Here is a 25,942-nt window from a genome sequence, read left to right as displayed (position 1 = left end):
CTGGCGGTCATGGCGGGTTTTCAGGTGAGCAAGCGGGTGGCAGCGGCCGCCTTGCTGGGGGTGGTGGCGTGGGGCGCAAGCCCTTTGACGGGGCGGGCCAGCGAGGTAGCAGTCGCCCAGACTGCAAAGTATCCCCTCAGACCCATTACCGTGATCGTGACCTTTCCGCCGGGTGGGGGAACCGATTTGCTGGCTCGCAAGTTGGGCCCCCGTCTGGAAAAAGCCCTGGGCCAGCCGGTCATCATCGACAATCGGCCCGGGGCCAGTGGCAATATTGGTGCGCGTGCCGTGGCTTATGCCCGTGCCGATGGGCATACCTTGCTGATGGCCAACAGTTCCTTTGCCATCAATCCAGGTGTGTTCCGCAACCTGGGTTTCAAGCCTAAAGAAGACTTCGCACCCATTGCCAATATAGGCTTTGTGCCCTCCGTCATTGTGACCGGGAGCGGCTCGGATATTCAGAGTCTGCAGCAAGTCCTGCTGCAGCAGTCCGAACCGGCGTTGGCCTATGCGTCATGTGGCAATGGCACCCCGCAGCACCTGGCCGGAGAAATGCTCTACGATCTGCGTGGTGCGGCCTTATTGCATATCCCTTACCGAGGCTGCGGCCCGGCCTTGAACGATGTGGTCGCCGGGCAGGTGCCGATTGGCATCGTCACCTTGTCCAGCGCAGCTACCTTGATCGAATCCGGACATCTGCGCGCTCTGGCGGTCACCTCTGCCCAGCGCAGTCCGGTACTGCCTGATGTGCCGACGGTGGCTGAAGTGAGCAAGACAGGGTTTGAACTGGATCAGTGGCATGGCTTGCTGGCTCCTTCCCACACCCCCGAACCCATCATCACTACGCTGAATCGTGTCGTGCAAAAAGCCTTGACGGACCCCGCCCTGCAGGCGGAATTGCTGGCATTGGGTTATACGCCGCAAGAAGGAAACGAGTCTGCCCGGCCCAGCGGCTTCAAGGCCATGATCTGGAACGATATCGACCGGTTCGGGGCCCTGTCGTCCAAAATAGGCTTGCAGGTGGATTGATGCGGCAGCGGTGTGGCCTTGAGTGCGAGGCCGTTTTTTCAGGTGCGGATCGCCCCTTGCCCGCGCATGCACGCAGAGTCAGAATCAGGCAGCCGTTTCAGGCTGCCTGGCTGAGGCTAAACATCGTCGGGGCACAGAAAGAGGGCTCGAGCAGCGTGTCAGCGACGTAGGCGGAACGCGGAAAACGGCCTGCAGGTGGTTAAAAGAAGCTGTCTTCCTCAGGCGTTTCAGGAACAGGCTGGGTGGCAAACCAGTGTTTCTCCAACAGCAGCGTATGCGTCAAACCGTCCTTGCTGCAGTGAGAGTCAATCTCGATCTGGCCGCGCTGGCTGCCACCTTCATTGAAGTTGTCGGCCTCGACTTCGGCAGCGGCCATATACGCCTGTAGGTTCAGCTCAGGCTGACCACGATCCAGCACAAACTGACGAATGGCTTCCGCGCCTAACTCATTGAGGGTATAGGTGTAGTTCATGGCGTGCTCCTGATTATGGCTAATGATAATACGGGCCCCTACGCGTGAATCCTAGCATGCTCAGTCTCAACAACGGATAGCAAAGCGTTACCGGTTTTGGATAAAAAAACAGCGATGTGCGAGGGGCACACCGCTGTGGACAAGGCCATTTTAGGCAGACGGTTTAAAAGCTGCCAAAAATCGTACCCAGCGTAATCACGGTTATCAGCGCCACAATAGGGGCTGCCATCGTCACCATGGCGATATTGCCGTAGGACTGGCGGTGGTTCAGCTTGCAGATGGACAGCAAGGTGATGATGGCACCGCAATGGGGCAAGGTGTCCAGGCCACCTGCGGCCATCACGGCGACACGGTGCAGCAGTTCGGGGCTGATGCCGGCTTGTTGAGCCATGGCCAGATAGTCCGGGCCCAGGGTCTGCAAGGCAATGCTCAAGCCGCCCGAGGATGAGCCGGTAATACCGGCCAGCGTGGTCATGGCGACTGCCTCGGAAATCAGTGGATTGCCCGGTGCCACGTTCAGTACAAAGTCCCGAATAATCGCAAAGCCTGCCAGGCTGGCAATGACCGCACCGTAACCAACTTCAGAGGCGGTATTGAACAAGGGCAGCATAAAACCGAATACCCCTTTGTTGATGCTTTCGCGCAGGTTTTTCCAATGCCCCAGACGGCTGATGATCAAGACCAGAATGGCCGTGATCAACGCAATAATCAGCGCCCACAGACCGGTAATTTTGGCCGGGTCCAGCTGAGGGAAGCGCTCGGCCATGAACCCGAAGTTTGTGTCGGGGAAAATGCCATAGGTGAACAGGGCATTGACGCCGATCACCAGAATCAAAGGCAGCAAAGCCAGGAAGATGGGCATGGGTTTCTCACCTTCCGTGCTATCGGGGGTGCTGGCGTCGAACTTATCCTGCCCATGATCCCCGTAGGTCTCGCCTTGGGCAATGGCCTTGCGAGCCCGTGACTGCAGCCACCACAAGCCACCGAAGGCCATGATCAAGGCACCAATAATTCCCAGTCCGGGCGCTGCAAACACGTTGGTGCCGTAGTAAGGGATAGGTATGGCGTTCTGGATGGCGGGCGTGCCGGGCAGGGCGGTCATGGTAAAGGTAAAGGAGCCCAGGGCAATGGAGGCGGGAATCAGACGCTTGGGAATGCCTGCGGCACGAAACAGATCCTTGGCAATGGGATAGATAGCAAAGGCCACGACAAACAAGGACACGCCGCCATAGGTCAGCACAGCACACACCATCACAATAGTGGCAATCGCGTGGCGATGCCCCAGCTTATGGGTGATCCACTTGGCAATGGCCTGCGCCGCTCCGGAGTCCGCCATCAACTGACCAAACAGGGCGCCCAGCAAGAAGATGGGCAGGAACTGCAGCACATAGCCGCTCAGTGCGCTCATGAAGGTGGAGGTATAGATGGGCAGCAAAAACCCGGAATCCCCCGAAAGCAGCACGGCCAAAGCGGCCATCAAGGGAGCCAGCAACAGAACCGTCACCCCCCGATAAGCAAAAAACATCAGCAGTAAAAGCGAGACAACGATAGCAAGCGTACTGGCCATAAACAAAGTTCCTGTGCAAGGTCCGGATCACGGACGTCAATAAATGAGGTGGGGTCGAACGCCAAGCAGGCAGTGTAGCAACAGGCAATGACAAAACGGCTTGATAGCGCGCAAGACGGGGACCGGGCCCCAAAGACGGAGTTGCATCGGGTTTCTTACATCTTGTTTCTTGATGATGAGAACGGGCTAGGGTTACGGGAAATGGGTAAAGCTAGTAAATACAAGGGCTTAGCAGTTTTATGGGTGGAAGACATCAAAAAGAGTAAAAAATTTCGAGAGAAGTGCTTGCCAAAAGAAGAAACCTTGCTATAATTTCTTCTTCGGCGCATTAGCTCAGCAGGTTAGAGCGACGGAATCATAATCCGCAGGTCCCCTGTTCGAATCAGGGATGCGCCACCAAAATTTAAGCGGCTCACAGCAATGTGAGCCGCTTTTTCTTTGTTCCGCCGTTTTGGTCGTGCTGCGCGCAATCTATTTGGTAGGGCTTATCTTGCCGCCGCCACGGTTTTGGGCCTAGTGCGCCATTCTGCTTGCCGACTAGTGCCCAGGCTGATGCTGTGTCTGGTGGATGTGGCCGATACTCTTTGCCTGGACTGTGTCCGCTTTGGCGGGTAGCTCACGGTGTTGCAATTTGCTGTTCGGGGCGCTGGCAGCGTCGCATGCTCTGACAAATCTAACGCTTAAGCTCCCGTCCCTAATGGATGACCATTCGCGTCAGCGATGAGCGGGAGACTCGTGGCCCTGGGGTTGTCCGTATTGCTCATTCGATTACATGTGCAGATGCGATGCGGCTGGGCTGCACTGCGTATTTCATCGCTGTAGTTATGTCTTTTTCTGGGTCAAAGAATGAGCAGGGAAGGCTGCCCTCTTTGAGAAACGGCTCTCGCCGTGTGGGACGTATGGTTTTAGTGGCCCGTCCGGCAGTGGCCTTGTTGTGGGGTAGGCATGGGTGCTTGCCTGGGTGTCTGCTCGGGGCCTATTCGAGCCGGTTTGCTCAATCCCTGCTATGCTCAACTTGGCTGAGGGCTTGTTCGTGATGATTTGACCCTTCAGTTGTGCCTTTATACCTTAAGGCACTGCCGAATATCCTCTTGTCTGTTTCCTGTTGCCACGCATAAACCGGGAACATGGGAAACAAGTGCAAATTTAATCAAACTGGAGAGAGAGACATGGGTACTAAAATTGTGACTGAAGCTGATCGTAAGCGTACTCCGGCCCCCGCCGCTCCCAAGGGTGTCACCCTTAGCACAAAGTGCCGGGGTCAACGTGTTAGTCAGGAGCGTGGTGCGCATACTCGCAACAAGAAAAATCCTGGCAAGCGCGCACATTCGGGGTAATGTCTTGGGGGGCGTCACTGGTGTTCTTATGCCTTCTTGGTGATGCCACTGGCCCCAGTTTTTTACGCTTGTCCGCCCGCCGTTCCAGACGACGCTATAGTGCGGCAAGGTGAATCAGTAATGCGGCATTCAGATAAAGAAAACGGCCACCCAGCAAGGGTGGCCGTTTTTTTTGGTGTTCAAACCGTCGGTGATGGACTCTGGGCTCATAGAGTTTGGGTGGTGCGGAGAGAGGGCGATTAGCTCTGTTTTTTGCCGCACAGCGTCTGGCTCCTAATCCCTCAATGCCAATGCGCATGGCCTTTCCTGCTGCGCATGAGCGCCTTTCTTGTCAGGATAAGCCCTCTATAAGACGGGTCCAGTGGGCTGCACGGCTTGCGGTTTACACCGAACGTGTCAGCCCTCCATCCACTTTGATGTTCTGACCCGTAATGTAAGCGGCGCCGTCTGACAGCAGGAACGCAATGGTCGCCGCAATTTCCTCGGCCTTGCCATAGCGCCCCATCGGTACGCTGTCGCGCCGCTCGTCGGTCGCTGGCAGGCTATCAATCCAGCCAGGCAGCACGTTGTTCATGCGTACATTTTGGGCTGCATAGCTATCCGCAAAAATCTTGGTGAAGCTTGCCAATCCGGCGCGGAACACCGCCGAAGTGGGGAACATTTCCGCAGGCTCAAACGCCCAGGCGGTCGAGATGTTCACGATAGCGCCGCCGCCTTGCGCTGCCATGATGGGGGCCACCAGTCGGGCGGGGCGCACAGCATTCAAGAAGTAGATGTCCATGCCTGTGTGCCAGTCTTCGTCGCTGATGTCCAGGATGGGGCCGCGTGGGCCGTGCCCGGCCGAGCTGACCAGTGCGTCAATGCGTCCCCATCGGTGCATGGCCAGGTCGACCAGTCGTTTCAAGTCCTCGTTGCACTGGTTGGATCCCGTCAGTCCGATGCCGCCTAGTTCATTGGCCAGTGCCTCCCCTTTGCCGGATGAGGACAGGATGGCGACCTGATAGCCATCTTGAGACAGTCGACGTGCGGCCGCGGCCCCCATGCCGGATCCCCCAGCGCTGATAAGAGCAACTTTTTCTATAGTCATATAAGGCTCCTTGTTAAGTAATTAACGTTATTATTTCAGTCTGATAGAAAAAAATCAGGCGTTAAATAAACGTCTTAGACTGTAGAAAAACTATTGCCTATACCATGAGCTCCTCACGTCGTTCCCTGCCTTCCTTAAATGCCTTGCGCGCCTTCGAAGTGTCGGGGCGCAGGCTCAGTTTCCGAGCAGCGGCTCAGGAGCTGGGGGTGACGCAGGGGGCGGTGGCGCAGCAAGTCAGGGCCTTGGAAGAGCATTTAGGAGTGGTGTTGTTTCAACGTCGGCCGCGTGGACTGCACCTGACGGGGAGGGGGGCGGCGTATCTGGCCGATGTCACCCGTGCTTTTGATACGCTAAGCGAGGCGACAGGGCGTTTACTGACGCGCCCGGATACCGTCACCATCAGTGTGACGCCCACCGTTGCGGCCAAGCTATTGATTCCACGGCTGGGAGATTTGCAAACCCTGCTGCCGGATGTGGAGTTGCGCACCGTGGCAACGGAAGCCTTGTCGGATTTTGAGCGCGACCAGGTCGACATTGCGGTGCGTCTGACTCGTCCTCCCTTTGCGGCGGATCTAGAGGCGCAGTTGCTGTTTCGTCAAGATGTGGTCGCGGTAGCCAGCCCTGGACTGGTAGGGAATGCCGTACTGCCTTTGTCCATGGAGCAGTTGCATGCCTTGCCGCTGCTGCATGATGCGCAGAATCATTGGGCTGCTTTCTTGAAAACCCCTAGAAAACTGCCCGGTGCGGTGTTCAATCAGACCACTCTGGCACTGGATGCCGCATTAGCCGGCCAAGGGGTGGCATTGGCTTGCAAGGCGTTTGTAGCCAGGGATCTGGCGGCCGGCCGTTTGGTGCAGGTGGCGCATGCGGGGACCGTGGGCGCGGACTTTTATTTGCTGCGCAAGCGTTCGACCCCCGCCCGAAAGTCGGTCGAGGCGGTATGGGACTGGTGTTTGCATAGGCTATTAATTGACTTGCCTGACGCGCCGCTCATTTGACCGGTTCTTGGCCGGACTGTGCCTTGGCGACGAGGCTGGCGCAGTATCGCGCTGGTCTTGCGTGGGGTGTTTTTGGTGTTCCTGATGCGAGGGGCTACACTGGCCGCACTTCTGGTGCGGTAGCACCCAGCTTTTTACAGGAAAAAAATATGAGCACACCGCTTCCCTGTCCTCAGTGCACCTTGGAAAATACTTACCATGACACCGAGCAATGGGTCTGTGCCGATTGTGGCTATGAATGGCAAGATAATCATCAAACGACGGATGTCGAAACGGACGAGGACGAGCTGATTGTCAAAGACAGCAACGGCAATGTGCTGCTTGCGGGCGACGATGTGATTCTGATCCGGGATTTGAAGGTCAAAGGTTCCAATACCCTGAAAAAGGGTGCCAAGGCCAAAGGCATTCGTCTGGTTCGAGGTGACCATGAGGTCGATTGCAAAATTGATGGCATCAGCTATTTGCTGAAAGCCATGTATTTGAAGAAAGCCTGAGCATTCAGGCTGGGTTTCGCCAGGCGCCGCATTGTAATGCGGCGCTTTTTTTATGCCTGATCGCCAAGGGAGTGACAGCGATCAGCACATTCAAGGAGTTCTGACAGCGGTAAATCAGATGCCTGGCGTGTATATAATAATGAGAATGATTATTGATTGTATAAATTGATCGCCTTTTCATGTCCAAGCTGACGGCGGCCTTTCTGGCCCATTATCCGGATCTGATCCGCTATTTGCGCAGGCGCACGCATTGTCCTGAACTGGCACAGGACTGCGCGCATGACACCTGGTTGCGCTTGCTCGAAAAGGGCAAGCAGGTGCAGGCCGATAACCATCGCGCGTATGTATTCAAAGTGGCGGCCAATATCGCTGCAGACTGGTATCGACGCCATACGCGTGAGCAGCGTGCTGTCGACGGGTACGCTTTGAGCATCGCCCATCACCATGCCCCTGATACCTATGAGGAAGTGCTGGCCAAAGAGATCTTGCAGCGTTTAGAGCACGCTTTGATGGCCCAATCCCCCCGCAGCGTGCGTATCTTCATGATGCATCGTTGCGAGGAGCTGAGTTATGCCCAGATTGCCCAAAAGCTGGGCGTCTCCGAAAGTACGATTGAGAAGCATATGATGCGCATCTTGCTGGTGGCCCATCATGTTCTGATGACGACGGCATGAGCGCGCTGCCTGATCCGACCTGGAGCCCAGTCGATGAGGACGCGGCCCGTTGGGTATTGCGCAACGCCCAGGACCGGCTGCCGCCAGGGGGCAGGGCCGAGTTTGAGGCCTGGTACGCGGCCGATCCCTTGCACGCGCGAACCTACGATGCCCTGGCGGCAAGTTGGCGACGACTGGGGCAGTTGAAGGTGTTGCCGGTGGCGCGCAAGAGAGGCAAGCCTGGTTTCAAGGCCTTGTTGGGGGCCTGTGCAATGGTGGCTGCGTCTTTGCTTGCCTGGCAAACCTGGCAGCAACACGGAACGATCAGCAGCGGGATAGCGTTGACCCGGCTGACTTTGCCAGATGGTTCCTTAGCGATTCTGGACGCGCACACGCGTGTACGTTTGCACTTTGAAAAGGGGCAGCGACACGTTCAGCTGGAGGCGGGCCGGGCCTTTTTCCAGGTAGTGCCGAGCAATGACAAGACAGGTCCCTTTACGGTGGTGGCGGGCCCGGCGCAGGCGACGGCCTTGGGTACACAGTATGAGGTCAGTCTGAACGGCCAGCTCAGCCGCGTTGCGGTTTACGAACACACGGTACGTGTGCAGTGCCACGTTTGTGACACCGCCCAAGCTGTGATCCTGCAGCCCGGTGAGCGTGCCACCGTGACTGGCAGACGGCTGCAGACGCTGAGTTCACCGCCGGGACAGGCGGACACAGCCCCGGCCTGGACACGCGGCTTGCTCAGTGTTGATGATATGAGTGTGCATGAGTTGGCCCGTCAGTTGGGCCAGTACACGAAGCGCCTTATCTGGGTGGTGAATGAGCGTGCGGGTTCCACCCGTGTGTCCGGGGTGGTGCGAGCTGCTCAACCTGCCGCCGCCTTGAGTCTGTTGCTTGCCGGCAGTGACGTGAGTATCAGGGAATTGCCGGGAGTCATAGTTATTTACTAATGATAGTTATTATCAATTAAAAAATACGATGGCAACCCGGGGTGAGGGGAGACGGATAGCACAGCGTCCTGATAATAGTTGTTTAAATAGGATGCTCAATCATGAAGTGCGCTTTGCAGTACACGCCGTCTGTTCTTGCCCTGCGCAGGCAAACGCTTGCTGAGATGGCGGCCGACCTCGGTCCCTCACATCGGCCAGGACGTCTGAAACCAGGGCCGTTGGTGTTATGGATTGCCAGCATGCTGCTGGTTTTTCCACCTGCACAGGTGCGGGCTGACGACGCTTTGGTGTTGAACATGAGCCCTCAAGCGCTGGCAGACGCGCTTTTGCAGATAGGGCGTCAGGCTCAGGTGGAAATCGCATTCTCACCTGGGCAGGTTCGGGAGAAACAGGCCGTGGCCCTGCAGGGTGAGCTGACGGTCGAGCAGGCACTGGACAATTTGCTGGCCCCCTGGGGGCTGGCCGCGCGCCAGCAGGGGGCGCGTCGTTATACGGTAGTGACGGCGACGGTGCCCAAGGGCTTGTCGGTGCTGGAACCTGTGCGTGTTCAGGGCCAGCGCATCGGCGAACGTGTTTACTCCCGAGGGGATATGGATCAGCGGCCCGCCGGCAATCGGGACGTGTCCAGTTTGCTGGCCGATCACCCCGCGGTGCGTCAGGATGATGCCGCGCAAAGCGGTGTGAATCGAGGTTCCCTGGCGCTGCAAGATATCAGTTTCTACGGGGCCAGCCCTTTTCAGAACCAGTTCCAGATTGACGGCATTAGCGCCACCAACCAGATCGACCCTGCCAGCCGCAATTTGAATCTGCAGGTGGGCAATGTACCGGCCTATGCCCAGGCTTACAACCTGGATACGCACCTGCTGGAAAGCGTGACGGTACTCGATAGTAGTATCCCTGTGGACTATGGTCGTTTCACGGGGGGTGTGGTTGATGCCAGGGTACGTAATCCCCAAGGCGACAATAGTGTCCGGTTTGATTTCAGCTACAACTCCTCGGGGCTGACTGCGCAGAAGATTGCGCCCGAACAAAAGAAGAATTTTGAGGCGGGCAAACCCGGTTTTTCTCCGGTCTGGACCAAACGGTTCACCTCGGCAATGCTTGACGTGGGATGGACACAGGATACGGCAGCCCTGATCCATCTCTCCCGACGTCAGTCCACGATTGATCGGTCCATGCGTGTGCGCCACGATACGGTCTTCACGGACTTGAAGACGCGCTCCATAGACCGGGTCGATAATGGGTTTGTCAAAATTCATACTCGCTGGAGTGCCGACACCGACTCCGCCTTGACCCTCAAGTATGCGGATCGTCGTGAGGATCTGGTGGACTCGGGCAGTTTGGCCGACCAGATTCAGTGGCAGCACCAGCAACAATCCTACGGTCTGGGGTTTGATCTGAACCATGATCTGCGCTGGGGGCAGGCGCGTGTGCAACTGGGTTATGACCAGATGAACAGTTACCGCCATTCTGACGGTACCGACTATATGGTCCACATGATGTATCAGCCCACGGGTCGCCTGGATTACACCTATATCACCGGTGGCTTTGGACAGGAATCGACCGAACAGCGCAATCTGACCTTGAAGTCCCGACTGGAGTTCAAGCCGGTTCAGACCGGGGCAATTGAACATGCTACGTATGCCGGTGTTGAGCTGGCCCATACCCAGGGCGAATTCGTGCGTCAGAAGGATGCTTACGGCGGTAATACTCGCCATTTCAGCAATGGTCAGCCCGATAAGCTGCAGACCTTGAACTACTACCAGGCCGGCAATGTGGGGGTCAGCTATACCGCTGCGTCGGTTTACCTGTCTGATCGTTTGTCATGGCAGCGGCTGGCCCTGACCGGCGGTTTGCGTGTGGACAGGGACAATTATTTCGGCAACACCAATGTGGCGCCACGTACCTTGTTGGAGTGGGATGTGCTCGGGACAGGGGAAACGCGCTTGTCGGGCGGCTGGTCCCGTTATTACGGCATGGACATTCTTGGGACCGCCATGCGTGAGCGCAAGAGCCAATTGCACACCTTGTTAATCACCGGAGGTAATCGGGTAGATCGACCTTCCCATACCGCCTATACGCTTGACGGCTTGCGCACGCCCTATGACGACGAGTGGGCTCTGCGTGTGCAGCAACAGTTGTCAAGCACGGTGGTCGCCGAGTTGGGCTATGTGCGTCGTTATGGCCGCCAACAGGTCTCTATCGAAGGCACGAGCAAAACTGGCTACCTCTACACCAATAAGGGACACGCCAAAACCGATGCCTTCACCTTGAGTGTAAAGAGCATTGCACCCTGGGCGGTGGGGCCGAGTCGATGGACGGCGCATCTGGATATCACCCATCAGCGCAGCAAGCGCAATACCAAACTGGCCGATGGTTATGAGGGCGCCGCCGAGGAGATGGACGACGACATTTACTACAATGGCGACCTGATCCGTCGAGGTGACCGTCCCGTAGGAGATTACAACCTGCCGTGGCTTGTCAGTGCGGGCCTTACAGGAAGGTGGGCATCGTATGGTCTGCAACTTAGTAACCGCATTCATTGGAATGGCGCCCGTAAGGATGTGCATTATCTGGGCCTGAATCGGAGTGACGGGCGGGAAAAATACGAGTCTGGCCGGGTAGGTTCTTACTGGACCTGGGATATGCGTCTGGACTGGGAGCCGACGATGTTCAAAGGCTTGGGCGTGGGGCTGGATGTGCTGAATGTGCTGGACAAGCAAGCGCCTTTGGTGATCAGCACGCCGAACTCGGCAAGCAGCCAGAACCTTTATCGGACAGGAAGAGAGCTGTGGTTGCGCGCTTCGTACCGTTATTGAAGATCAAACGGCGCGGCGTCGTCTGGCTGAGGGTGGCGCTGGGAACCCTGTTGTCCGGTGCGGCCTGCGCGGCCTCTGTTACGACTACGTCCAATGCAGGGGGCGATGATCCCGTGGTGGAGCTTGCCCGCTGGTCGCCCGGTCTGGAAGCGACGTCCCCATCTTGCTGGCAGGAGGGCGAACTTGATGCCGCTTGCCTGCGCACACGCTATGAGCATGTTCCGCGTCAATGGCCGGCCCCTGATATGGATGAGGCAGAGCGGTGGCTGGAGTGGGGGCCGATACCAGGCCCAGGCTCGGACGCACAGCATGAGGCAGCCCAGGATGCCAGTAACAAGCAGATTGTGGCCTTGGGCGCGCGCCTGTTTTTTGATAAGCGGCTCTCGCGTCGGCAACAGATCTCCTGCGCATCCTGTCATCAGCCCGACAAATCATTTAGCGATGGCAAGGCATTGGCGATTGGGGAGGACGGTCTGATGGGCAAGCGTCGTACGCCACCCTTATTCGCTGCGCCATTTGCCAAAGACTTGTTCTGGGATGGTCGGGTGCAGACTTTGCAGGATCAGGTGCTCGGTCCGATTGAAAACCCGGTGGAAATGAATCATGCCTTGCGCGATCTGATTGTGCGCCTGCGTACCTTGGACGATTATCCCCAGGCGTTTCAACAGGCCTTTGGACCGGCCTGGAACGCTGGGGTGGATGCCCAAGGACTGGCACGGGCGCTGGCCGCCTATGTGGTCACCCTTCGACCGGCCGCAACGCGTTTTGACGATTTTCTCGCGGGTAATGTGGCTGCCTTGAATGATCAGGAGCTCACTGGCCTGCACTTGTTTCGCACCAAGGCGCGCTGCATGAACTGCCATAACGGCCCCTTGCTGACGGACAACCGCTTTCACAATATAGGCCTGTCTTTCTATGGACGTCGCCTGCAGGACCTGGGCCGGTTTGAGTGGTCTCGCGACCCGGCCGACCTGGGGCTGTTTCGTACCCCCAGCTTGCGCAACGTCGCGCGGGCGGGACCCTGGATGCACAATGGCTTGTTCCCGAGTCTGGAGGGTGTCGTACGCATGTACGATGCGGGCATGATCCCTGACGCTGGGCAAGCCGGTCCGTTGATACCACGTAAGTCACCACGCATACGAAAGCTGAATTTGAGTGAGGCGGAAATCCAGGCTTTGTTGGCGTTTTTACAGGTGCTGTGACACGTGTGGCTCAAGAAGCGAGCCGTGGGCCCATAAAAAAACGATAGTGGCAGACCACTATCGTTTGGAGGTAGTTGCCGCGGCGAGGGGTTCCGATTGATCTCAGGACCGGGTTCCTCTGCCATGGCAAGGACGTCGGCTTTATTTCAGGCAGGCTTTGATTTTGTCCAGATCGGGCCCCTCGATGGGACGGCCAAGATTGAACGGCATAGAGGTTTCGCGCCAGTCTTTGTAGTCGTGCAGGTACTCCATCTGGCTGGCATACACCTTGGCGGCATCCGGGTTGCTGCAAGCCATGGCAATCATGACTTCATTGGTGACTTGCTGAATGGTTTTCAGGCTCTCATCGTCCATGCGGTGGATTTCCACCCCGGCTTTCTGAAAGGTGCGCAAGCCTTCGGTCGCTTTCTTTTCAGTAAAAGCGATGGACCACATCATGGTGGCATCGGCTGCGATTTTCAGTTTTTCCTTGGCCGAGTCGCTCAGGGCATCCCAGGCGGCTTTGTTGATCATGACGCCAAAGACGGATGCAGACTGGTGCCAGCCGGGCGTTGTCCAGTGCTTGGTGACTTGATGAAGGCCGGCAGACACATCCACGTTAGGAGTGGAGAATTCGGCGCCTTCGATCACCCCCCGCTCCAGTGACTGATACAGCTCTTGCCCAGCCATGGAAACCTGAGTGCCGCCAATTTTTTCCAGTACCTTGCCTTGCTCCAGTCCGGACAGACGCAGGCGCTTACCCTTGATTTCCTCCAGGTTGCGAATCGGAACGTTGGTATGGAAACCGGATTCATTATTGGTGATGGCGTAGGGGAGGTAGACCATGCCATATTTGCCATAAATCTCGTTATAAAGCTCGGCGCCTCCCCATTCCTTGATCCAGTTGGCGTAGTCCACCGCATTGAATAGACTGGAGTGAGTCCCCAAGGGGGAGAAGGCCGGGTTGCGGCCTGCCCAGTACCCTGGCCAATCAGCCCCTGCCTGGATGGTGCCGGACTCAACGGCACTAAAGACCTCGCCGGTAGGGACAAGGGCGCCGCCTTCGTAGAACTCGATTTTCAGTTCATCTCCAACCAGTTTATTGGCTAGATCGACCCATTTTTTGTCCAGTTCCACCAATTCGATCGAGGCTGGCCAGGTGCTGGTCATGGTCCATTTCTGGGCGGCCTGGCTCAGGCCCGTCATGCCTAGCAAAGCCAGACCGGTCAAGGCGCCAATTGCCTTTTTTGTCAGTTTCATTATGTCTCCTTGTTGTATTAGGTTCCGTACAGCACGGTGGGTAACCAAGTGGCCAGACCAGGGAAAATGGCCAGCAAGATGCACATCAAAATAATCAGGCCGATAAAGGGGATGACGCCGGTAATGATCTCCATGGTCTTGACCGATTTGGGTGTGATGGCCCGCAAATAGAACAGGGCATAACCAAAAGGCGGGGTCAAAAAGGACGTTTGCAGGACAACCGAAACCAGAATCACAAACCAGAGCAGGCTGATGCCCATCTCCTGCACAATCGGCAGCAGGATGGGGAAAGACAGCAGGACGATGCCGGTCCAGTCCAGAAAGCAGCCCAGAATAAAGATGATCAGCAGCATGACGACGATCAGCAGCCAGGGTTCCATGTCTAAACCGCGCATGATGTCCTGGGCAGCGCCCAAACCGCCGGTGATGTTAAAGACCCCGGTAAAGGCCGTGGCACCGACCACAATGAACAGAATCATGGAGGAGGTGCGACCGGTTTCATACAGGGCATTGAGAAAAATGGACCATTTGAACTTGCCCCGGAAAATCACGATCAGCAAGGACAGCAGCACCCCGATAGCGGAGGCTTCGGTGGCCGTGGCAATGCCGGCCAGCATGGAACCTAAAATGCCCAGAATCAGAAAGATGGGTGGCACGGCTTCCACCAGCAGCATGCGGATCAAGGCGGGCCTGGAGATCTTTTCATCGGGCTCCACGGAAGGGGCGCGTTCAGGATGACGCCAGGCAACAAACACGACCCACAGGGCATAGAGCAGGCCCAGCAGCACGCCAGGAATCAGCGCGCCGGCAAACAGCTCGCCAATCGACAGTGGGGAGTAGCTGGCCATCAGGATCAGCATGATGGACGGCGGGATCAGGATGCCCAGGCAGCCCGAAGCGGCAATCACACCGGTGGTCAACTTGGGGCAATAGCCATAGCGCAGCATGGGGCGCAGTGCCATCATGCCGGTAACCGTAATCGAGGCGCCGATAATGCCGGTGGTGGCTGCCAGCAAGATGGAGATAAATACCACAGCCAGCGCCAGCCCACCCCGAACGCGAGACATCAGCAGGCGCAAGGCCTCAAACATCTTGTCGGTGACTTCGGAGTCGGACAGAAAACGTGCCATCAGAATAAACAGCGGGATGGCAATCAGCGTGTAGTTGTCCAGGACATCGCCGTAAATGCGGTTAACCACAATGCCCAGAACCATGGGTTTGCCCGCCACCAGCGCGCCGATGACAGCCGTGCTGCCCAGAACAAAGGCCAAGGGGTGTCCCATGAACAGCCCCAGCAACAGCAGGCCACCCATGACAAGTGCAATCAATTCAGGCGTCATGGCGGGGGGCGTCCTTCTGACTGAGCAAACGGATAACTTCAGCAATTCCCTGGAGCAGCAGCAAGGCGGCCGCCAGAACCATGGAGAGTTTGAGTGGATAAACAGGTAATTGGACCGCGCCGTAGGTGGTCTCGCCTTGAGCCCAGGAGCGCATGGCAAAGTCATAGCTGCGGGTCAGGAAAACCCAGGCGAAGGGGAAAAAGAAAATCAGGTAACCTGCAATTTCCGTCCATTTTCGGACGGCAGGAGAAAAGCGCTGGATGAGCAGATCGACGCGGACGTGGGCCTGGTGCTTGAGTGCGTAGGCGCCCAACATCAGAAAGTAAAACCCATATAGCTGCTTGGTGACGTCAAAAGTCCAGCGTGTGGGCTGGTTCATCACGTAGCGCATGAAGACTTCGTAAATAATGATGGTGGAAAAAATGATGGCGATAAAGGAAATAAGCTTCCCTATCCATTCATTGAGCGAGTCGATTAGACGTAAAACCATGCTTGTCCCTTTTGTACATTCTTATTGGCTACACATCGGGTTTAGTCTATGAGTAAGCTTTGCCGCGTCACAACTTGGGTTTACCCTTACGTCAACCTGAGAGAAGGCATTAAGGGTAATAAGGTGTAAATGAGGGCGTGTAAAAGGTTTTTCCGTCTGAATCTGTGTTATTGGCGTGAAATATCGGGGGCCTAAAGGGTTGGGGGCTCGCGGCTACCGCTTGTCTGCACATAGAAAAAGCCACCCCAAAGGGTGGCTTTCGAGTGCCGGGCTTCAGCCCTTGCTCCAGGTCTACTCTCCCACGATTGCAGGATGAGAGGTCGTCTGTGGGTGCGGACCTACGCCTGTGGAGCCAGCCCCTGGCTGCGGCAACACGGCCCCTGGCAGGGCCGTGTTGGGCGCAGGGGATCTTAACGGACGCTTTGCGCCGCCAGGCCCAGGGCCAGATGCTGTTTCATGCGTTTCTTGTAGAAAGGCAGGCAGATGAACAGCGCCAGGAACCAGAACGGCGTGGCAATCAGGCCGATCAGGGTTTCTTCTTCCTGGCTGAACAGATAGAGCGCGAAGGCAAAGAAAGCCAGGGTCAGGTAACACATGGGAATCGCAAAGGGCATTTTGTAGCTCGATGCGGCATGGGCTTCGGGGCGAACCCGGCGGTACTTCAGGTAGGTGATCAGGATCACGGCCCAGACAAAGATAAAGCAGATGCTGGCCACGGTGGTCACGATGGTGAACACACGCATGACATCGCCTTCTGCATACAGCAGGAACAGGCTGGACAGCAACAGGGCGCAAGAATAGATCAGGCCATTGCGGGGGGTACCATTGCGCGACAGCTGGCTGAATGCTTCAGGAGCCAGCTTGTTCTTGGACAGACCGTACAACATGCGGCCTGTCGAGAACATGCCGCTGTTGGCCGAGGACAGGGCCGAGGTCAACACCACGAAGTTGATGATGGCAGCGGCTGCACCTACGCCGATCAGCAAGAACATGTTTACAAAGGGGCTCTTGTTGGGGGCCACAATATCCCAGGGAGTGACGGTCATGATGGCGGTCAGGGCCAGCACGTAAAACACAATCACGCGAACGGGAATCTTGTTGATGGCTTTGGGCAGGTTCTTGGCAGGGTCCGCTGTTTCAGCCGAGGCCGTACCCACCAGCTCAATACCCACGAATGCGAAGATGGCGATCTGGAAGGCAGCAAAAAAGCCACCCAGGCCATTGGGGAACATCCCGCCCCGATCCCACAAGTGGGTCAGGCTGGCTTTTTCACCGGTTGGGCCCACAAAGCCGGTAAACAGCAGATACGCACCCACGCCAATCAGGGCCACAATGGCAATAATCTTGACCAGTGCAAACCAGAACTCCAGCTCACCAAATAATTTGGCCGACAGCAGATTAAAGACCAGCAAAAAAGCAATGCAGGCCAGTCCTGGTAACCACAATGGAATATCCGGCCACCAGAATTGGGTATAGCCGGTAATGGCCACAATATCTGCAATCCCAATGACTACCCAGCAAAACCAATAACTCCAGCCCAGAAAATAGCCCATGGTCGGGCCTAGAATATCGGCGGCGAAATCGACAAAAGATTTGTATTCCAGATTATGCAGAAGCAATTCTCCCATTGCCCGCATAACAAAAAACAAAAAGAACCCGATGATCATGTACGTAAACAAGACCGAGGGGCCGGCCAGGCTGATCGTGCGGCCTGATCCCATAAATAGCCCTGTGCCGATAGCGCCTCCAATTGCTATCAGTTGCAGGTGCCGGTTTTTCAACGAGCGCTGCAGTCCAGATGAATGTTGCTGAGACACACTGTTCTCCTGATTTTTATTCGTTCAAATGCGTAATTATGACTGTGCTGCGAGAAAACAAAGGGTACAACCCGTCCTCAAGGACGGTTTTCTTGATACCGATCTAAATATGATGGGGAGCGCACAACAGTCCTCCTTGTTCTGATGACATGAAATGTCAGAACAGACCTGTGTGCGATTAAAAATAGAAATAAAGTAGTGGTGGGTCAGGCGTCCAGAAAAGGCACCTGACTATCTGCTCATAGATAGACTCCGGACAAATAGGTGAACAAAGACCATATGGTCTCTGTACCCCCTCTGTCCGTTTACCTGAGAGCTTATCCATCGGTTCGCGATGGTCCCCTTCGGTGGGCACGGGTGTGCCTCTCTCCAGATGGTCAAAGGTTCAGGATTCTTTTGCCTGAGAGATTCCGGGGTCGTTGCTCCGTCGGCGCTTCATCAATGTGAAGACTCTCACCTGAACCGTTATTGACGCCGCTATTGTATAGACAGGCAAAAAGCGATGACTACTAGCGTTAACCTGTAGTGTTTTAAGACGGGTAATTCTTGTTTCTTGGCCGGTTTTGTGGCTATGTGGGACCGCAGACATGAGGCGCAGAACGCTTGGCAGCTGGGCACTGAAGCGGGCCGATGCGATGCATCAGAGGGTCGACAGGCTTAAGAGCGTTTAGCAAGCGGGTGTCAATGACAAGCAAGGCGTAACGCAAGGGGAGTGACTAAGGTTATGGCGGGTCCTGCTCAAGCCGCAGCTCGCGGCTATGAATCGTGCGACCGAAGTGATGTTTCCACAGCTTGATGCCCATCGCGCCGGATCGATCCAGCGATGAACCCACGGTTAGATCGGTAATCAGGGTGGGATGCAGCCCAGCATCAAACAAGGCAAAACCCGCAGCCAGCACGCAGGTATCGGTCTGAATACCGCAGACCAGAATGCGATCGGCCTGATACTGCCGCAGATACTCCATTGCAGCAGGGCTGGGTGTGTAACCATGCTTGATGAAGATGGCGTCGGCATCGATCAGGCAGCAATCATCGCGCGGCGGACACCAGCCGAGCTGACTGAGGAAAGGGGTTTGGGACTCGTCATGCTGCTCGATCAGCGCCACACAGGGCAGGCGGCGGCTGAGCCTATTAATCCCTTCGATCAGCCACAAGGGAGGAGCAAAACAGCTTTGCACATCGACAACAAGCAGGATCTGTCGCATTGCACGAGCCTCAATAAGCGCCTGCAGCAATGCTAGCCTCAGGAGCGTCGGGCAGCCTGCAGGGTGGTCCATCAAACCCCTATTGAAACACGGGCTCAGGAGTTGGGGCGTGCCCAGACCAGGCGCGAGCCAATCACGATCCCCAGCACCGCCAGCAAGGAGGTGGCGGACAAGGTAGACAGGCCACTCAAGCCCTGGCCGATGGTGCAGCCCAGGGCCAGCACACCGCCTACGCCCATCAGGGTGCCGCCGGTCATGGCACGCAGCATGTGGCGCGGTGATTCAAAGCCTTCCAGTTTCCAGCGTCGGCGCAGCAGAGCACTCAGGCAGGAACCGGCCAGCACACCCGCCACCATCAGGATGGTAAAGCGTGGACTCATGCCGGTGGAGATCATGGCGTATTGAATACTTTCCCCAATCGGGGCCACAAAGCTCAGCGAGCTGACGGGCACAGGCTCGAAGGGGTCATCGCCCAGCCAACCGGTGGTCAGCCAGCCTGCTACGATCAGCAGCCCGATAAAGGCGCCTGCCAGCAGATCACTCAGCCGCTGGCCGTCCAGACGGGGGCGCAGGGAAAAGGCGATTAAAGCGGCAACGAGCAGCGCAATGACGATGGATCGTACGGGGCCTGCGGGCAGGGTGACGGCAGGCAGGGTGATGCTGCTGACTTGGGCGAGGTTCATGCGTAGCGGGGCCAGCAGTCCGGTCAAGGTCATGTAAGCGGCGATACCCAGGCATAACAGCACTACAAAAGAGCGCAAATTACCTTGCCCCAACAGAATCAGAGCGCGGGCACCGCAGCCATTGGCCAAGGTCATTCCTATACCAAACAGCACGCCACCGACCGGCACCAGCAGCCAGGAAAAGGTCGGATTCAGGTACAAGACCTTGTCCAGGCTGATCAGCCCACTGCCTGCAGCCAGTTGTGTACCGGCCAGGGCCACGGCCAGCGCCAGGGCAAAGCCCTGGAGCTTGTAGCCGCTGCGCCCGGACCAGCGCTCGGTTAAACCACGATAAAAGCAAAAACCACTGAGCTGGCCACTCATGCCAAAGAGCAGACCAATGGCCAAGCTGACCCACAGTACAAGTTCTGTATTCATCATGTGCGCTGGAGAGGGAACGGGATTGAAACCACTTAGCCTTGGGTGCCCCAGATGTCGCGACTGATTGCGGCATACCAGGCCTCGCCATACTGGGCTTCCTGCTTGCGAAAGGCCGGGCTGGCTTCTTTGGGGCTGACCCCGCCGGAGGCTTCGGCCAACTTGTCATCGGCAAAGGCGTACAAATGCCCCACGGAAATGCCATAGTCAGGAGCGATCAAACTGTAGCAGGTATTGCTCAGGGTCGCCTGTGGCACGGGCTTGCCGTTCAAGGCATTGATGATGGCAGCCGCTGCCAGCTTGGCTTGTGTGTTGGCCGAGAAGCCGGACTTGGGCATGGGCGAGGCAATGGTGGCATCGCCCACCACATAGATGTCTTTGACCTGCTCGGATTCGAAGGTATGCGGGTCAATGGGCACCCAGCCGCTGGCGTTGGTGACCCCGGCCTGTTCGGCAATGGCTCCCGCTTTCTGAGGCGGAATCACGTTGAGCACATCGGCCTTGTGGATTTCGCCAAACTCGGTTTCCACGCTGAGCTTGGCGGCATCCACGCGGGTGACTTTGCCATCCTTGGAGAAGGGCACCCATTCGATCATGTCGCCATAGACGTGTTTCCAACCGTCCTGAAACAGGCCTTGTTTGGAGAAGCTGTCTTTGGCATCCAGAATCAGAATCTTGGACTTGGGTTTGTTCTGCTTGAAGTAGTGAGCCACCATGCTGGCGCGCTCGTAGGGGCCAGGCGGGCAGCGGAATGGGTTTTCGGGGGCCACCATAATAAAAGTGCCGCCGTTGGGCATGGCATCGAGCTGGCGTTTGAGCAGCCGGGTTTGCTCACCGGCTTTCCAGGCATGCGGCGCCAACAAGGCGGCGGCCTCGTCATACCCTTCCAGGGTGTTCCAGCGAAAATCAATGCCAGGCGAGAGCAGCAGCTTGTCGTAGGACAGCGTCTGGCCTTTGGACAGGCTCAGGGTTTTGGCCTGGGAGTCCACTGCCGTTGCCCGATCGTGGATCACCTCAATACCCGCTGCACGCAGGTCCTCAAAGCCGTGGCCCTGCTGTTCAAAGCGGCGCAGACCGGCCAGATACAGATTGCTGAATGGGCAGGTGTAGAAGGTGGTGGCCGGTTCGATCAAGGTTACTTTAAGGGATGGATCGCCGCGCTTGAGGTAGCGGGCCGCAGTGGCACCGCCAAAGCCGCCACCGACCACAATCACATGGGCGGAACGGCTGCGTGCATACACCGGCAAGGCACTCAGAGCCAGGCCAGCGGCACTGGTCTTGCCGACACGGCTCAGCCATTGGCGACGGGAGGAGTTTACGGGTGTGCTCATGCTTAACGTCCTTGCGCCATGCTGACAGGGGTGGAGGGAAGTGTCGAGAAGTACTGGGCCAGAGCTTGCAGATCCGCATCCTGGTAGCCTTTGACCAGACGGTTCATGATGGTGGTGCCAGCCGGGGGATTGTCAGAGGCAAAGGCACGCAACTGTTCCAGCAAGGCGGCCTGGGGACGGCCTGCCAGCGAGGGAATGATGGTGGTGGAACGTCCATCCGAGCCGTGACAGTTCGCACAGGAGCTGGCTACGGTCTTGATATCCAGCGTGGAACTGGCCCAGGCCGGTGCCGCGGCACTGCTGGCCGCCAGCAAGGCGGGGGCGAAAAGGAGACGACCTACCAGAGAGAGGGACATGGGCATTCTTCTTGTCAATGTGCTTCGTTGCAGGAAAAGACGCTCAGCGTAGCATTCTCCTTACGCCCACTTTGTATGACTATATAGAACGCTGTTATGAGTTCAGCGCCCAATAGGGGCGCTGAGATGGGGGTAGGGAGTCTGACGGGAACCGAGCAATAATCAGTCGCTGATGCTCAGCTCGGTCTGGCCGGTGATGACAGCGCCCTGGTCGTCCGTCCAGCTCATCTCCAGAACCCCCGAGCGTCGTGCGACAAAAGTAAATTCAAGGTAGGGGTTTTGGGAAATGGCGGTTTCCGGTTGCCAATTGAACAAGAGTTCACCGTTAAAGGTGGCCTTGAAGTCGTGGATGATGTTGCGTGGCACAACCTGACCTTCTTTGTTCAGGCGCAGGCCGCTTTCCATGCGGTGTTCTACCAGCGCACGCACGCGCACGATCTCGCCTGTCTTGGGCGTGGCGTTGCTGATCCAGATACGGGGTTTACTCATGAGGGGCTCTTGTTTACATGCCGCAGCCGCCAGCGGTCACGGTGATGTGATGCTGGGCGCTCAGAACGCGGCCATCGCTCAACCGTGCCAGGGCACGGATGGTTTGGGTTTCAATCAGACGCAGGCGCACGGCGACTTCCGTTGTACCTGCCAGGGCGGTAAAGCGAAAGCGGCAGGCCAGGGGGTGTGGGTTGCCCTGGGCCAGAATGATCAGTTCCTGGCAATACAGCTCGTCATTGACGGGTAGGTCCAGCACGACCTTGACGGGCACTGCGGCGGGGTTGTCTCCCAGGGCGGGCATGTCCAGTTTCAAGCCTTTTTCCTCAGGGGTCGCGCCGTCCAGGAACTCGTTCACCACCGCCTGGACCTGGGCGGCGGTGGCCGGCTTGAGCAATTGATCAAAAGCGACTTGTGCATGCAGATTGACGGGCAGCCAGGCGGCGCCCAGCCCTGCCGCACTGCCCAGCAACAGCTGGCGACGACGCACGAAACGGGAGGGAAGTTTAGAGGAAGTCATTGAAACGGCTCTGGATCCACTGAAAATCTTCTTGAACAAGGTCGGGGGTGCGAACATCCATATCAATCTGTGTTTGCAGCACCTTGCCGCTGGCATCCAGCTCGTACTCAAACTTGACCGAAATTTCTTCTTGCGGGTCCCCATTCACCATCATGTAGCACAGGTTGTCGGGGAGTACCGGCACGACTTCCTTGCCTGCAATCCGTTCGGCCAGGTTCTGGGAAACGATTTTCGCCACGGCATGCGCAACGTGCGCGCTCTTGGGATAGTGGCCGAACTGATCGGAAATAAAGCCCATCGAGTCACCCACCACATAGACATTGTCGTCGTCGCGTGCGGTGAACAGGCGCGGATCAATATTGGCCCAGCCGGTGGGTTTGCCGTCAGGGCCTGTGCCCACCAGACCCGCGTTCCAGACCATGTCGGCCGCCTGATGCGGAGGCATGAGCACGGCATCGTCGAAATCAAAGTCGCCTGCAGTGGTCTTGATGTGTTTTTTGAAGGGGTCGATTTCACGCACCCGTGCATTGGGGACATGGGTGATGATGTCCGGGTACAGCTCCTGGAACGCGGCGCGGTAGCCCTCGCCAATCGGGGCGATATTGGGCTTGGGGTCCAGAATGATGATCTTGCCTGGAATCTTGTTGGTCTTGATGTGCCAGGCCATCAAACAAGCGCGTTCGTAGGGCGAGGGCGGACAGCGGTGGGGCGGCGGGGGCAGCGTCATGACAATGGTGCCGCCCTTGAAGGCCTTGAGCTTGTTCTTCAAAGCAAACATCTCGGCGTTCGGGATGTAGGCATTGGGAAAGTGCTGGCGTGTGTATTCCGCGGCGTAGGTGTCATTGCCAAACCAGGCGTCATAGGCATTGCGTATGCCGCCCGACAGGATCAGGTAGTCGTATTCCAGCGCGCCCTGGGTGGTACGTACGGTTTTCTTGTCGCGTTCGATGGCTGTGACTTCGGCATGCACCAGGCTGTACCCATACTTGATCGAAGGCGCCAGCATGTCATGGTTCAGGAAATCAGTGTTGACGATATCAATCAGCCACTTGTTGCTCATGGGCCCCGACCAGAAGGTGGGGTTGCGCTCGATCAGCACAACCTGAGCTTGGGGAACCAGCTTGGACAGATACTTGGCAGCGGTCATCCCGCCCCAACCGCCGCCACAAATCACAATGCGCGGGCCTTTGGTGTGGCGCGGCAGGATCTGACTGGTGTTGGTGATGATGGCGGGGGCTGAAAGGCTGGTGGAAGGAAGAACAATTGTTCCGAGTGCGGCGGCTGGGGTGGCCAGCAGAAAATTTCTACGATTCATTGCTATGTTCCTCGTGATCATGACATGACACACGTCAATCCTGGTAAGTAGACCGCTTGGTGCGAGCCAGTATAGCCAAGACTGTCGGGGCTGCGTGGGGTTTTTTGCCGGGCCAAGGCGTTGAAACCAAGGTTAGAGGCCGCTCAGGCACGGTGCAGCAGCGCAGTTCAGTGCGGGTGGGGGAAGAACGAAGTGGGGGGGAGGGCTGGTCGTGCGGTGGAAACGTCGGACTGCGGGTAAGGGTTAACACTCGGAAATGCTCAGGAAACAACAGAAAAACCGGATTTTTTGGATTAAAACGTAACGGCGCTATCTTTGTGCACAAAATCGGAGGATAGTGCAGGGAGAGAAATTTTTTCTCTGTTCGTTTTTACATTTAGGACTTATTTTGAAGACAGAAATTGGTATTGTGAAGTGGTTCAACAGCGAAAAAGGCTTCGGATTCATCGTGCCGGAGAACGGCGGCAAGGATCTCTTCGCACACCACAGTGAAATTCAGGGAACCGGGTTCAAAACATTGGAAGAGAACCAACGCGTTTCCTTCATCGAAGGTGCAGGCCAAAAAGGCCCATGCGCAACTAAAATCCAAATTCTTTGATGATGGGCTTGCCTGAACCGGCAAGCACCGCGTCAAACTGAAAAGGCCGGAACCCGTCAAGGTTCCGGCCTTTTTTAATGCTTGGCAAGTTGCCACCCGCAATCCAGAGATGGGCGCTGCGTGCTCTACCAGCAGTAGGTCCGATGTCGGGCAACTGGAGCGACACGTCGCTTTAGAGCGGCGTTGACGCGCTTAGCGGTACGGTCAGCCGAGCCTCCAGACCGCCACCTTGCCGGTTCAGCAGCTCCAGCGTTCCTCCATGCTGGGTGGCGATGGCGTTCACGATGGACAAGCCCAGCCCGTAACCGGCCTGTTGCTGTGAGCCACGCCAGAAGCGGTTCATAGCCAGATCGCGTTCGCTCTCGCTCAAGCCAGGGCCATTATCCAATACGCTGATACGCAGGTAACCCGGTTCTCCCGCCTCAATTCGCAGGCTGATGGCTGCCAAGGCCTTGGCATAGCGCAGGGCATTATCGATCAGGTTCTGTATGGCCACTGTCAGCAAGGACTTTTCAATTTGCACCGGTCCGGGTTGAGTGTGTGTGTCCAGCGTGATGGCGTCGATGGTGTCACCATGGATGGCCTTGAGCGCATGTAAAGCTGCATAGACGGCTTCATCGGCCTGACTGCTTTCCTGACTCGCACCCTGGCCGTCCAGCCGAGCCAGCTCCAGCAGCCTTTGCAGGATATTTTGCAGTTGCTGCACACCCTGATCGGCCTGACTTAAGGCGGCATCGAGCGTGTCACGCTCGCCAGGACGTTGGGCCGCCAGATGAGCCACTTGAAGGTGGGTTTTGATGCCTGTCAGCGGGGTGCGCAATTCGTGGGCTGCGCTATCGGTAAAGCGGCGTTCACGCATGATGGCGGCCTGTTGCCGCTCCAGCAGCGCCTCAATCGTACGCAGCAGCGGCTGTAGCTCCACCGGGGCTTTGACCTGGGGAAGCGGGCTGTCGTCACCGGGACGGCGGCGGGCCAGCAAATCCCGAATCCGCTCCAGAGGGGCCAGCCCGTGACCGATCCCTATCCACAACAGGAGCAGACTGCCAAACAGGGCCACTACGAAAGGCAGCCCGGCCGAGAGCATGATTTCCCGTACCAGGGATTCGCGTATCTCGATGCTGTCAGCGGCGGCAATCTGGATATGCCCCTCGCGCAGGACAAAGGTGCGCCAGCGCTTGCCGCCATGGATATGGGTGCCAAAGCCCAAGGCCACTTGCGACATGTCCGGACTGCCGGCGGTACGGCTGACTGCCTGAATCTCCACTTCACTGCGCACCACGCTGATCTCGCAGGCAACCCCGTCGCGGGCAATGATGTCCAAGGGGCGCTCGGCTGACTGGGCCAGCTCCTGTAGATTCGGAAATTGGGCCACCAGCCCGGCCACCATTCGCGCCGAGGCCGCCAGACGACTGTCCAGCGCCTCACGCAGGGAATGGCGCGCATCCATCAGCATCCAGGCCGCCACGGCACTCCATAGCACGGTCAGGGAAATGCCGATCACCAGCAGCAACCTCAGGCGCAAACTCATGTTGTT

Annotated in this window: 23 protein-coding genes, 1 tRNA gene and 1 riboswitch; of the genes, 9 read left to right on the top strand and 15 right to left on the bottom strand. The window is 57.2% G+C overall.

Going from position 1 to position 25,942, the window contains the following annotated elements:
- Positions 1 to 9 precede the first annotated feature (9 nt).
- Positions 10 to 1,029, top strand: coding sequence for a tripartite tricarboxylate transporter substrate binding protein (locus V6936_RS07475; RefSeq protein WP_059317950.1), 1,020 nt, complete (start codon positions 10 to 12; stop codon positions 1,027 to 1,029).
- A gap of 199 nt (positions 1,030 to 1,228) precedes the next feature.
- On the opposite strand, the gene V6936_RS07470 is transcribed toward V6936_RS07475, so the two are convergent.
- Entirely contained in the window at positions 1,229 to 1,501 is a 273-nt protein-coding gene (locus tag V6936_RS07470) for a hypothetical protein (protein WP_003804572.1), read from the bottom strand.
- Between the two features lie 163 nt (positions 1,502 to 1,664).
- Positions 1,665 to 3,068 carry a GntP family permease gene (locus V6936_RS07465; RefSeq protein WP_003804570.1) on the bottom strand — a complete coding sequence of 468 codons (1,404 nt, stop codon included), beginning with the start codon at positions 3,066 to 3,068 and terminating at the stop codon, positions 1,665 to 1,667.
- Between the two features lie 322 nt (positions 3,069 to 3,390).
- On the opposite strand from V6936_RS07465, the gene V6936_RS07460 reads away from it, so the two are divergent.
- Positions 3,391 to 3,467 (top strand) — tRNA-Met (locus tag V6936_RS07460).
- Between the two features lie 1,320 nt (positions 3,468 to 4,787).
- Here the strand turns inward: V6936_RS07460 and V6936_RS07455 are convergent.
- Positions 4,788 to 5,492 carry an SDR family oxidoreductase gene (locus tag V6936_RS07455; protein ID WP_059317881.1) on the bottom strand — a complete coding sequence of 235 codons (705 nt, stop codon included), beginning with the start codon at positions 5,490 to 5,492 and terminating at the stop codon, positions 4,788 to 4,790.
- A 104-nt stretch (positions 5,493 to 5,596) separates the two neighbouring features.
- On the opposite strand from V6936_RS07455, the gene V6936_RS07450 reads away from it, so the two are divergent.
- The 6 genes from V6936_RS07450 to V6936_RS07425 all read left to right on the top strand — a co-directional run bounded on the left by V6936_RS07450 (position 5,597) and on the right by V6936_RS07425 (position 12,611).
- Complete coding sequence (locus V6936_RS07450; RefSeq protein ID WP_301607078.1) at positions 5,597 to 6,490, top strand: LysR substrate-binding domain-containing protein; 894 nt, start codon at positions 5,597 to 5,599, stop codon at positions 6,488 to 6,490.
- A 149-nt stretch (positions 6,491 to 6,639) separates the two neighbouring features.
- Positions 6,640 to 6,984: a zinc ribbon domain-containing protein YjdM gene (locus tag V6936_RS07445; protein WP_336579658.1), complete on the top strand. Its 345-nt coding sequence runs from the start codon at positions 6,640 to 6,642 to the stop codon at positions 6,982 to 6,984.
- Positions 6,985 to 7,163: 179 nt separating this feature from the next.
- Positions 7,164 to 7,658: an RNA polymerase sigma factor gene (locus V6936_RS07440; protein ID WP_131071460.1), complete on the top strand. Its 495-nt coding sequence runs from the start codon at positions 7,164 to 7,166 to the stop codon at positions 7,656 to 7,658.
- The gene (locus V6936_RS07435; RefSeq protein ID WP_336579657.1) at positions 7,655 to 8,590 is read left to right on the top strand and encodes a FecR family protein; all 936 of its coding nucleotides are present in this window, start codon (positions 7,655 to 7,657) and stop codon (positions 8,588 to 8,590) included. Before V6936_RS07440 ends, V6936_RS07435 begins: the two co-directional genes overlap by 4 nt.
- 101 nt (positions 8,591 to 8,691) lie before the next feature.
- Positions 8,692 to 11,409 carry a secretin and TonB N-terminal domain-containing protein gene (locus V6936_RS07430; protein ID WP_336579656.1) on the top strand — a complete coding sequence of 906 codons (2,718 nt, stop codon included), beginning with the start codon at positions 8,692 to 8,694 and terminating at the stop codon, positions 11,407 to 11,409.
- Positions 11,382 to 12,611 (top strand): cytochrome-c peroxidase, encoded by a 1,230-nt coding sequence (locus V6936_RS07425; RefSeq protein WP_003804552.1) that lies wholly within the window; start codon positions 11,382 to 11,384, stop codon positions 12,609 to 12,611. The genes V6936_RS07430 and V6936_RS07425 overlap by 28 nt, the downstream gene beginning before the upstream one ends.
- Positions 12,612 to 12,752: 141 nt before the next feature.
- Here the strand turns inward: V6936_RS07425 and dctP are convergent, their stop codons facing one another.
- The 11 genes from dctP to V6936_RS07370 all read right to left on the bottom strand — a co-directional run bounded on the left by dctP (position 12,753) and on the right by V6936_RS07370 (position 23,810).
- Positions 12,753 to 13,850, bottom strand: coding sequence for a TRAP transporter substrate-binding protein DctP (dctP, locus tag V6936_RS07420; RefSeq protein WP_336579655.1), 1,098 nt, complete (start codon positions 13,848 to 13,850; stop codon positions 12,753 to 12,755).
- Between the two features lie 17 nt (positions 13,851 to 13,867).
- Positions 13,868 to 15,190: a TRAP transporter large permease gene (locus V6936_RS07415; protein ID WP_003804548.1), complete on the bottom strand. Its 1,323-nt coding sequence runs from the start codon at positions 15,188 to 15,190 to the stop codon at positions 13,868 to 13,870.
- Positions 15,180 to 15,680, bottom strand: a complete 501-nt coding sequence (locus V6936_RS07410) for a TRAP transporter small permease subunit (RefSeq protein WP_003804547.1) — start codon at positions 15,678 to 15,680, stop codon at positions 15,180 to 15,182. Before V6936_RS07410 ends, V6936_RS07415 begins: the two co-directional genes overlap by 11 nt.
- 410 nt (positions 15,681 to 16,090) lie before the next feature.
- Positions 16,091 to 17,461 carry an amino acid permease gene (locus V6936_RS07405; RefSeq protein ID WP_275694131.1) on the bottom strand — a complete coding sequence of 457 codons (1,371 nt, stop codon included), beginning with the start codon at positions 17,459 to 17,461 and terminating at the stop codon, positions 16,091 to 16,093.
- A 414-nt stretch (positions 17,462 to 17,875) separates the two neighbouring features.
- A riboswitch (glycine riboswitch) is annotated at positions 17,876 to 17,965 on the bottom strand.
- 254 nt (positions 17,966 to 18,219) lie between these two features.
- Positions 18,220 to 18,702 carry an isochorismatase family protein gene (locus tag V6936_RS07400; protein WP_059317876.1) on the bottom strand — a complete coding sequence of 161 codons (483 nt, stop codon included), beginning with the start codon at positions 18,700 to 18,702 and terminating at the stop codon, positions 18,220 to 18,222.
- Positions 18,703 to 18,797: 95 nt separating this feature from the next.
- Complete coding sequence (locus tag V6936_RS07395; RefSeq protein WP_051010417.1) at positions 18,798 to 19,805, bottom strand: YeeE/YedE family protein; 1,008 nt, start codon at positions 19,803 to 19,805, stop codon at positions 18,798 to 18,800.
- A 32-nt stretch (positions 19,806 to 19,837) separates the two neighbouring features.
- The gene (locus V6936_RS07390; protein ID WP_059317875.1) at positions 19,838 to 21,133 is read right to left on the bottom strand and encodes an NAD(P)/FAD-dependent oxidoreductase; all 1,296 of its coding nucleotides are present in this window, start codon (positions 21,131 to 21,133) and stop codon (positions 19,838 to 19,840) included.
- Positions 21,134 to 21,135: 2 nt separating this feature from the next.
- Positions 21,136 to 21,489: a c-type cytochrome gene (locus tag V6936_RS07385; protein WP_336579654.1), complete on the bottom strand. Its 354-nt coding sequence runs from the start codon at positions 21,487 to 21,489 to the stop codon at positions 21,136 to 21,138.
- 162 nt (positions 21,490 to 21,651) lie between these two features.
- Positions 21,652 to 21,978 carry a thiosulfate oxidation carrier complex protein SoxZ gene (soxZ, locus tag V6936_RS07380; protein WP_240209320.1) on the bottom strand — a complete coding sequence of 109 codons (327 nt, stop codon included), beginning with the start codon at positions 21,976 to 21,978 and terminating at the stop codon, positions 21,652 to 21,654.
- A 13-nt stretch (positions 21,979 to 21,991) separates the two neighbouring features.
- Entirely contained in the window at positions 21,992 to 22,495 is a 504-nt protein-coding gene (locus V6936_RS07375) for a thiosulfate oxidation carrier protein SoxY (protein WP_336579653.1), read from the bottom strand.
- Positions 22,482 to 23,810, bottom strand: coding sequence for an FAD-dependent oxidoreductase (locus tag V6936_RS07370; RefSeq protein ID WP_336579652.1), 1,329 nt, complete (start codon positions 23,808 to 23,810; stop codon positions 22,482 to 22,484). The genes V6936_RS07375 and V6936_RS07370 overlap by 14 nt, the downstream gene beginning before the upstream one ends.
- 388 nt (positions 23,811 to 24,198) lie before the next feature.
- Here V6936_RS07370 and V6936_RS07365 point away from each other — a divergent pair, with 388 nt between their 5' ends.
- The gene (locus V6936_RS07365; RefSeq protein ID WP_009461028.1) at positions 24,199 to 24,408 is read left to right on the top strand and encodes a cold-shock protein; all 210 of its coding nucleotides are present in this window, start codon (positions 24,199 to 24,201) and stop codon (positions 24,406 to 24,408) included.
- Between the two features lie 172 nt (positions 24,409 to 24,580).
- Here the strand turns inward: V6936_RS07365 and V6936_RS07360 are convergent, their stop codons facing one another.
- Positions 24,581 to 25,936: an ATP-binding protein gene (locus V6936_RS07360; protein WP_131071464.1), complete on the bottom strand. Its 1,356-nt coding sequence runs from the start codon at positions 25,934 to 25,936 to the stop codon at positions 24,581 to 24,583.
- Positions 25,937 to 25,942: the final 6 nt, after the last annotated feature.

The sequence above is a fragment of the Alcaligenes sp. CHO6 genome (assembly GCF_037120595.1).
GTDB lineage: Bacteria > Pseudomonadota > Gammaproteobacteria > Burkholderiales > Burkholderiaceae_B > Alcaligenes > Alcaligenes ammonioxydans.
This window is presented reverse-complemented; position numbering and strand designations above follow the sequence as displayed.

Excerpts from the sequence above, each read along its gene's own strand:
- V6936_RS07475 (WP_059317950.1), top strand. The coding sequence starts at position 10 with ATGGCGGGTTTTCAGGTGAGCAAGCGGGTGGCAGCGGCCGCCTTGCTG.
- V6936_RS07470 (WP_003804572.1), bottom strand. The coding sequence starts at position 1,501 with ATGAACTACACCTATACCCTCAATGAGTTAGGCGCGGAAGCCATTCGT.
- V6936_RS07465 (WP_003804570.1), bottom strand. The coding sequence starts at position 3,068 with ATGGCCAGTACGCTTGCTATCGTTGTCTCGCTTTTACTGCTGATGTTT.
- V6936_RS07455 (WP_059317881.1), bottom strand. The coding sequence starts at position 5,492 with ATGACTATAGAAAAAGTTGCTCTTATCAGCGCTGGGGGATCCGGCATG.
- V6936_RS07450 (WP_301607078.1), top strand. The coding sequence starts at position 5,597 with ATGAGCTCCTCACGTCGTTCCCTGCCTTCCTTAAATGCCTTGCGCGCC.
- V6936_RS07445 (WP_336579658.1), top strand. The coding sequence starts at position 6,640 with ATGAGCACACCGCTTCCCTGTCCTCAGTGCACCTTGGAAAATACTTAC.
- V6936_RS07440 (WP_131071460.1), top strand. The coding sequence starts at position 7,164 with ATGTCCAAGCTGACGGCGGCCTTTCTGGCCCATTATCCGGATCTGATC.
- V6936_RS07435 (WP_336579657.1), top strand. The coding sequence starts at position 7,655 with ATGAGCGCGCTGCCTGATCCGACCTGGAGCCCAGTCGATGAGGACGCG.
- V6936_RS07430 (WP_336579656.1), top strand. The coding sequence starts at position 8,692 with ATGAAGTGCGCTTTGCAGTACACGCCGTCTGTTCTTGCCCTGCGCAGG.
- dctP (WP_336579655.1), bottom strand. The coding sequence starts at position 13,850 with ATGAAACTGACAAAAAAGGCAATTGGCGCCTTGACCGGTCTGGCTTTG.
- V6936_RS07415 (WP_003804548.1), bottom strand. The coding sequence starts at position 15,190 with ATGACGCCTGAATTGATTGCACTTGTCATGGGTGGCCTGCTGTTGCTG.
- V6936_RS07410 (WP_003804547.1), bottom strand. The coding sequence starts at position 15,680 with ATGGTTTTACGTCTAATCGACTCGCTCAATGAATGGATAGGGAAGCTT.
- V6936_RS07400 (WP_059317876.1), bottom strand. The coding sequence starts at position 18,702 with ATGCGACAGATCCTGCTTGTTGTCGATGTGCAAAGCTGTTTTGCTCCT.
- V6936_RS07395 (WP_051010417.1), bottom strand. The coding sequence starts at position 19,805 with ATGATGAATACAGAACTTGTACTGTGGGTCAGCTTGGCCATTGGTCTG.
- V6936_RS07390 (WP_059317875.1), bottom strand. The coding sequence starts at position 21,133 with ATGAGCACACCCGTAAACTCCTCCCGTCGCCAATGGCTGAGCCGTGTC.
- V6936_RS07385 (WP_336579654.1), bottom strand. The coding sequence starts at position 21,489 with ATGTCCCTCTCTCTGGTAGGTCGTCTCCTTTTCGCCCCCGCCTTGCTG.
- soxZ (WP_240209320.1), bottom strand. The coding sequence starts at position 21,978 with ATGAGTAAACCCCGTATCTGGATCAGCAACGCCACGCCCAAGACAGGC.
- V6936_RS07375 (WP_336579653.1), bottom strand. The coding sequence starts at position 22,495 with ATGACTTCCTCTAAACTTCCCTCCCGTTTCGTGCGTCGTCGCCAGCTG.
- V6936_RS07370 (WP_336579652.1), bottom strand. The coding sequence starts at position 23,810 with ATGAATCGTAGAAATTTTCTGCTGGCCACCCCAGCCGCCGCACTCGGA.
- V6936_RS07360 (WP_131071464.1), bottom strand. The coding sequence starts at position 25,936 with ATGAGTTTGCGCCTGAGGTTGCTGCTGGTGATCGGCATTTCCCTGACC.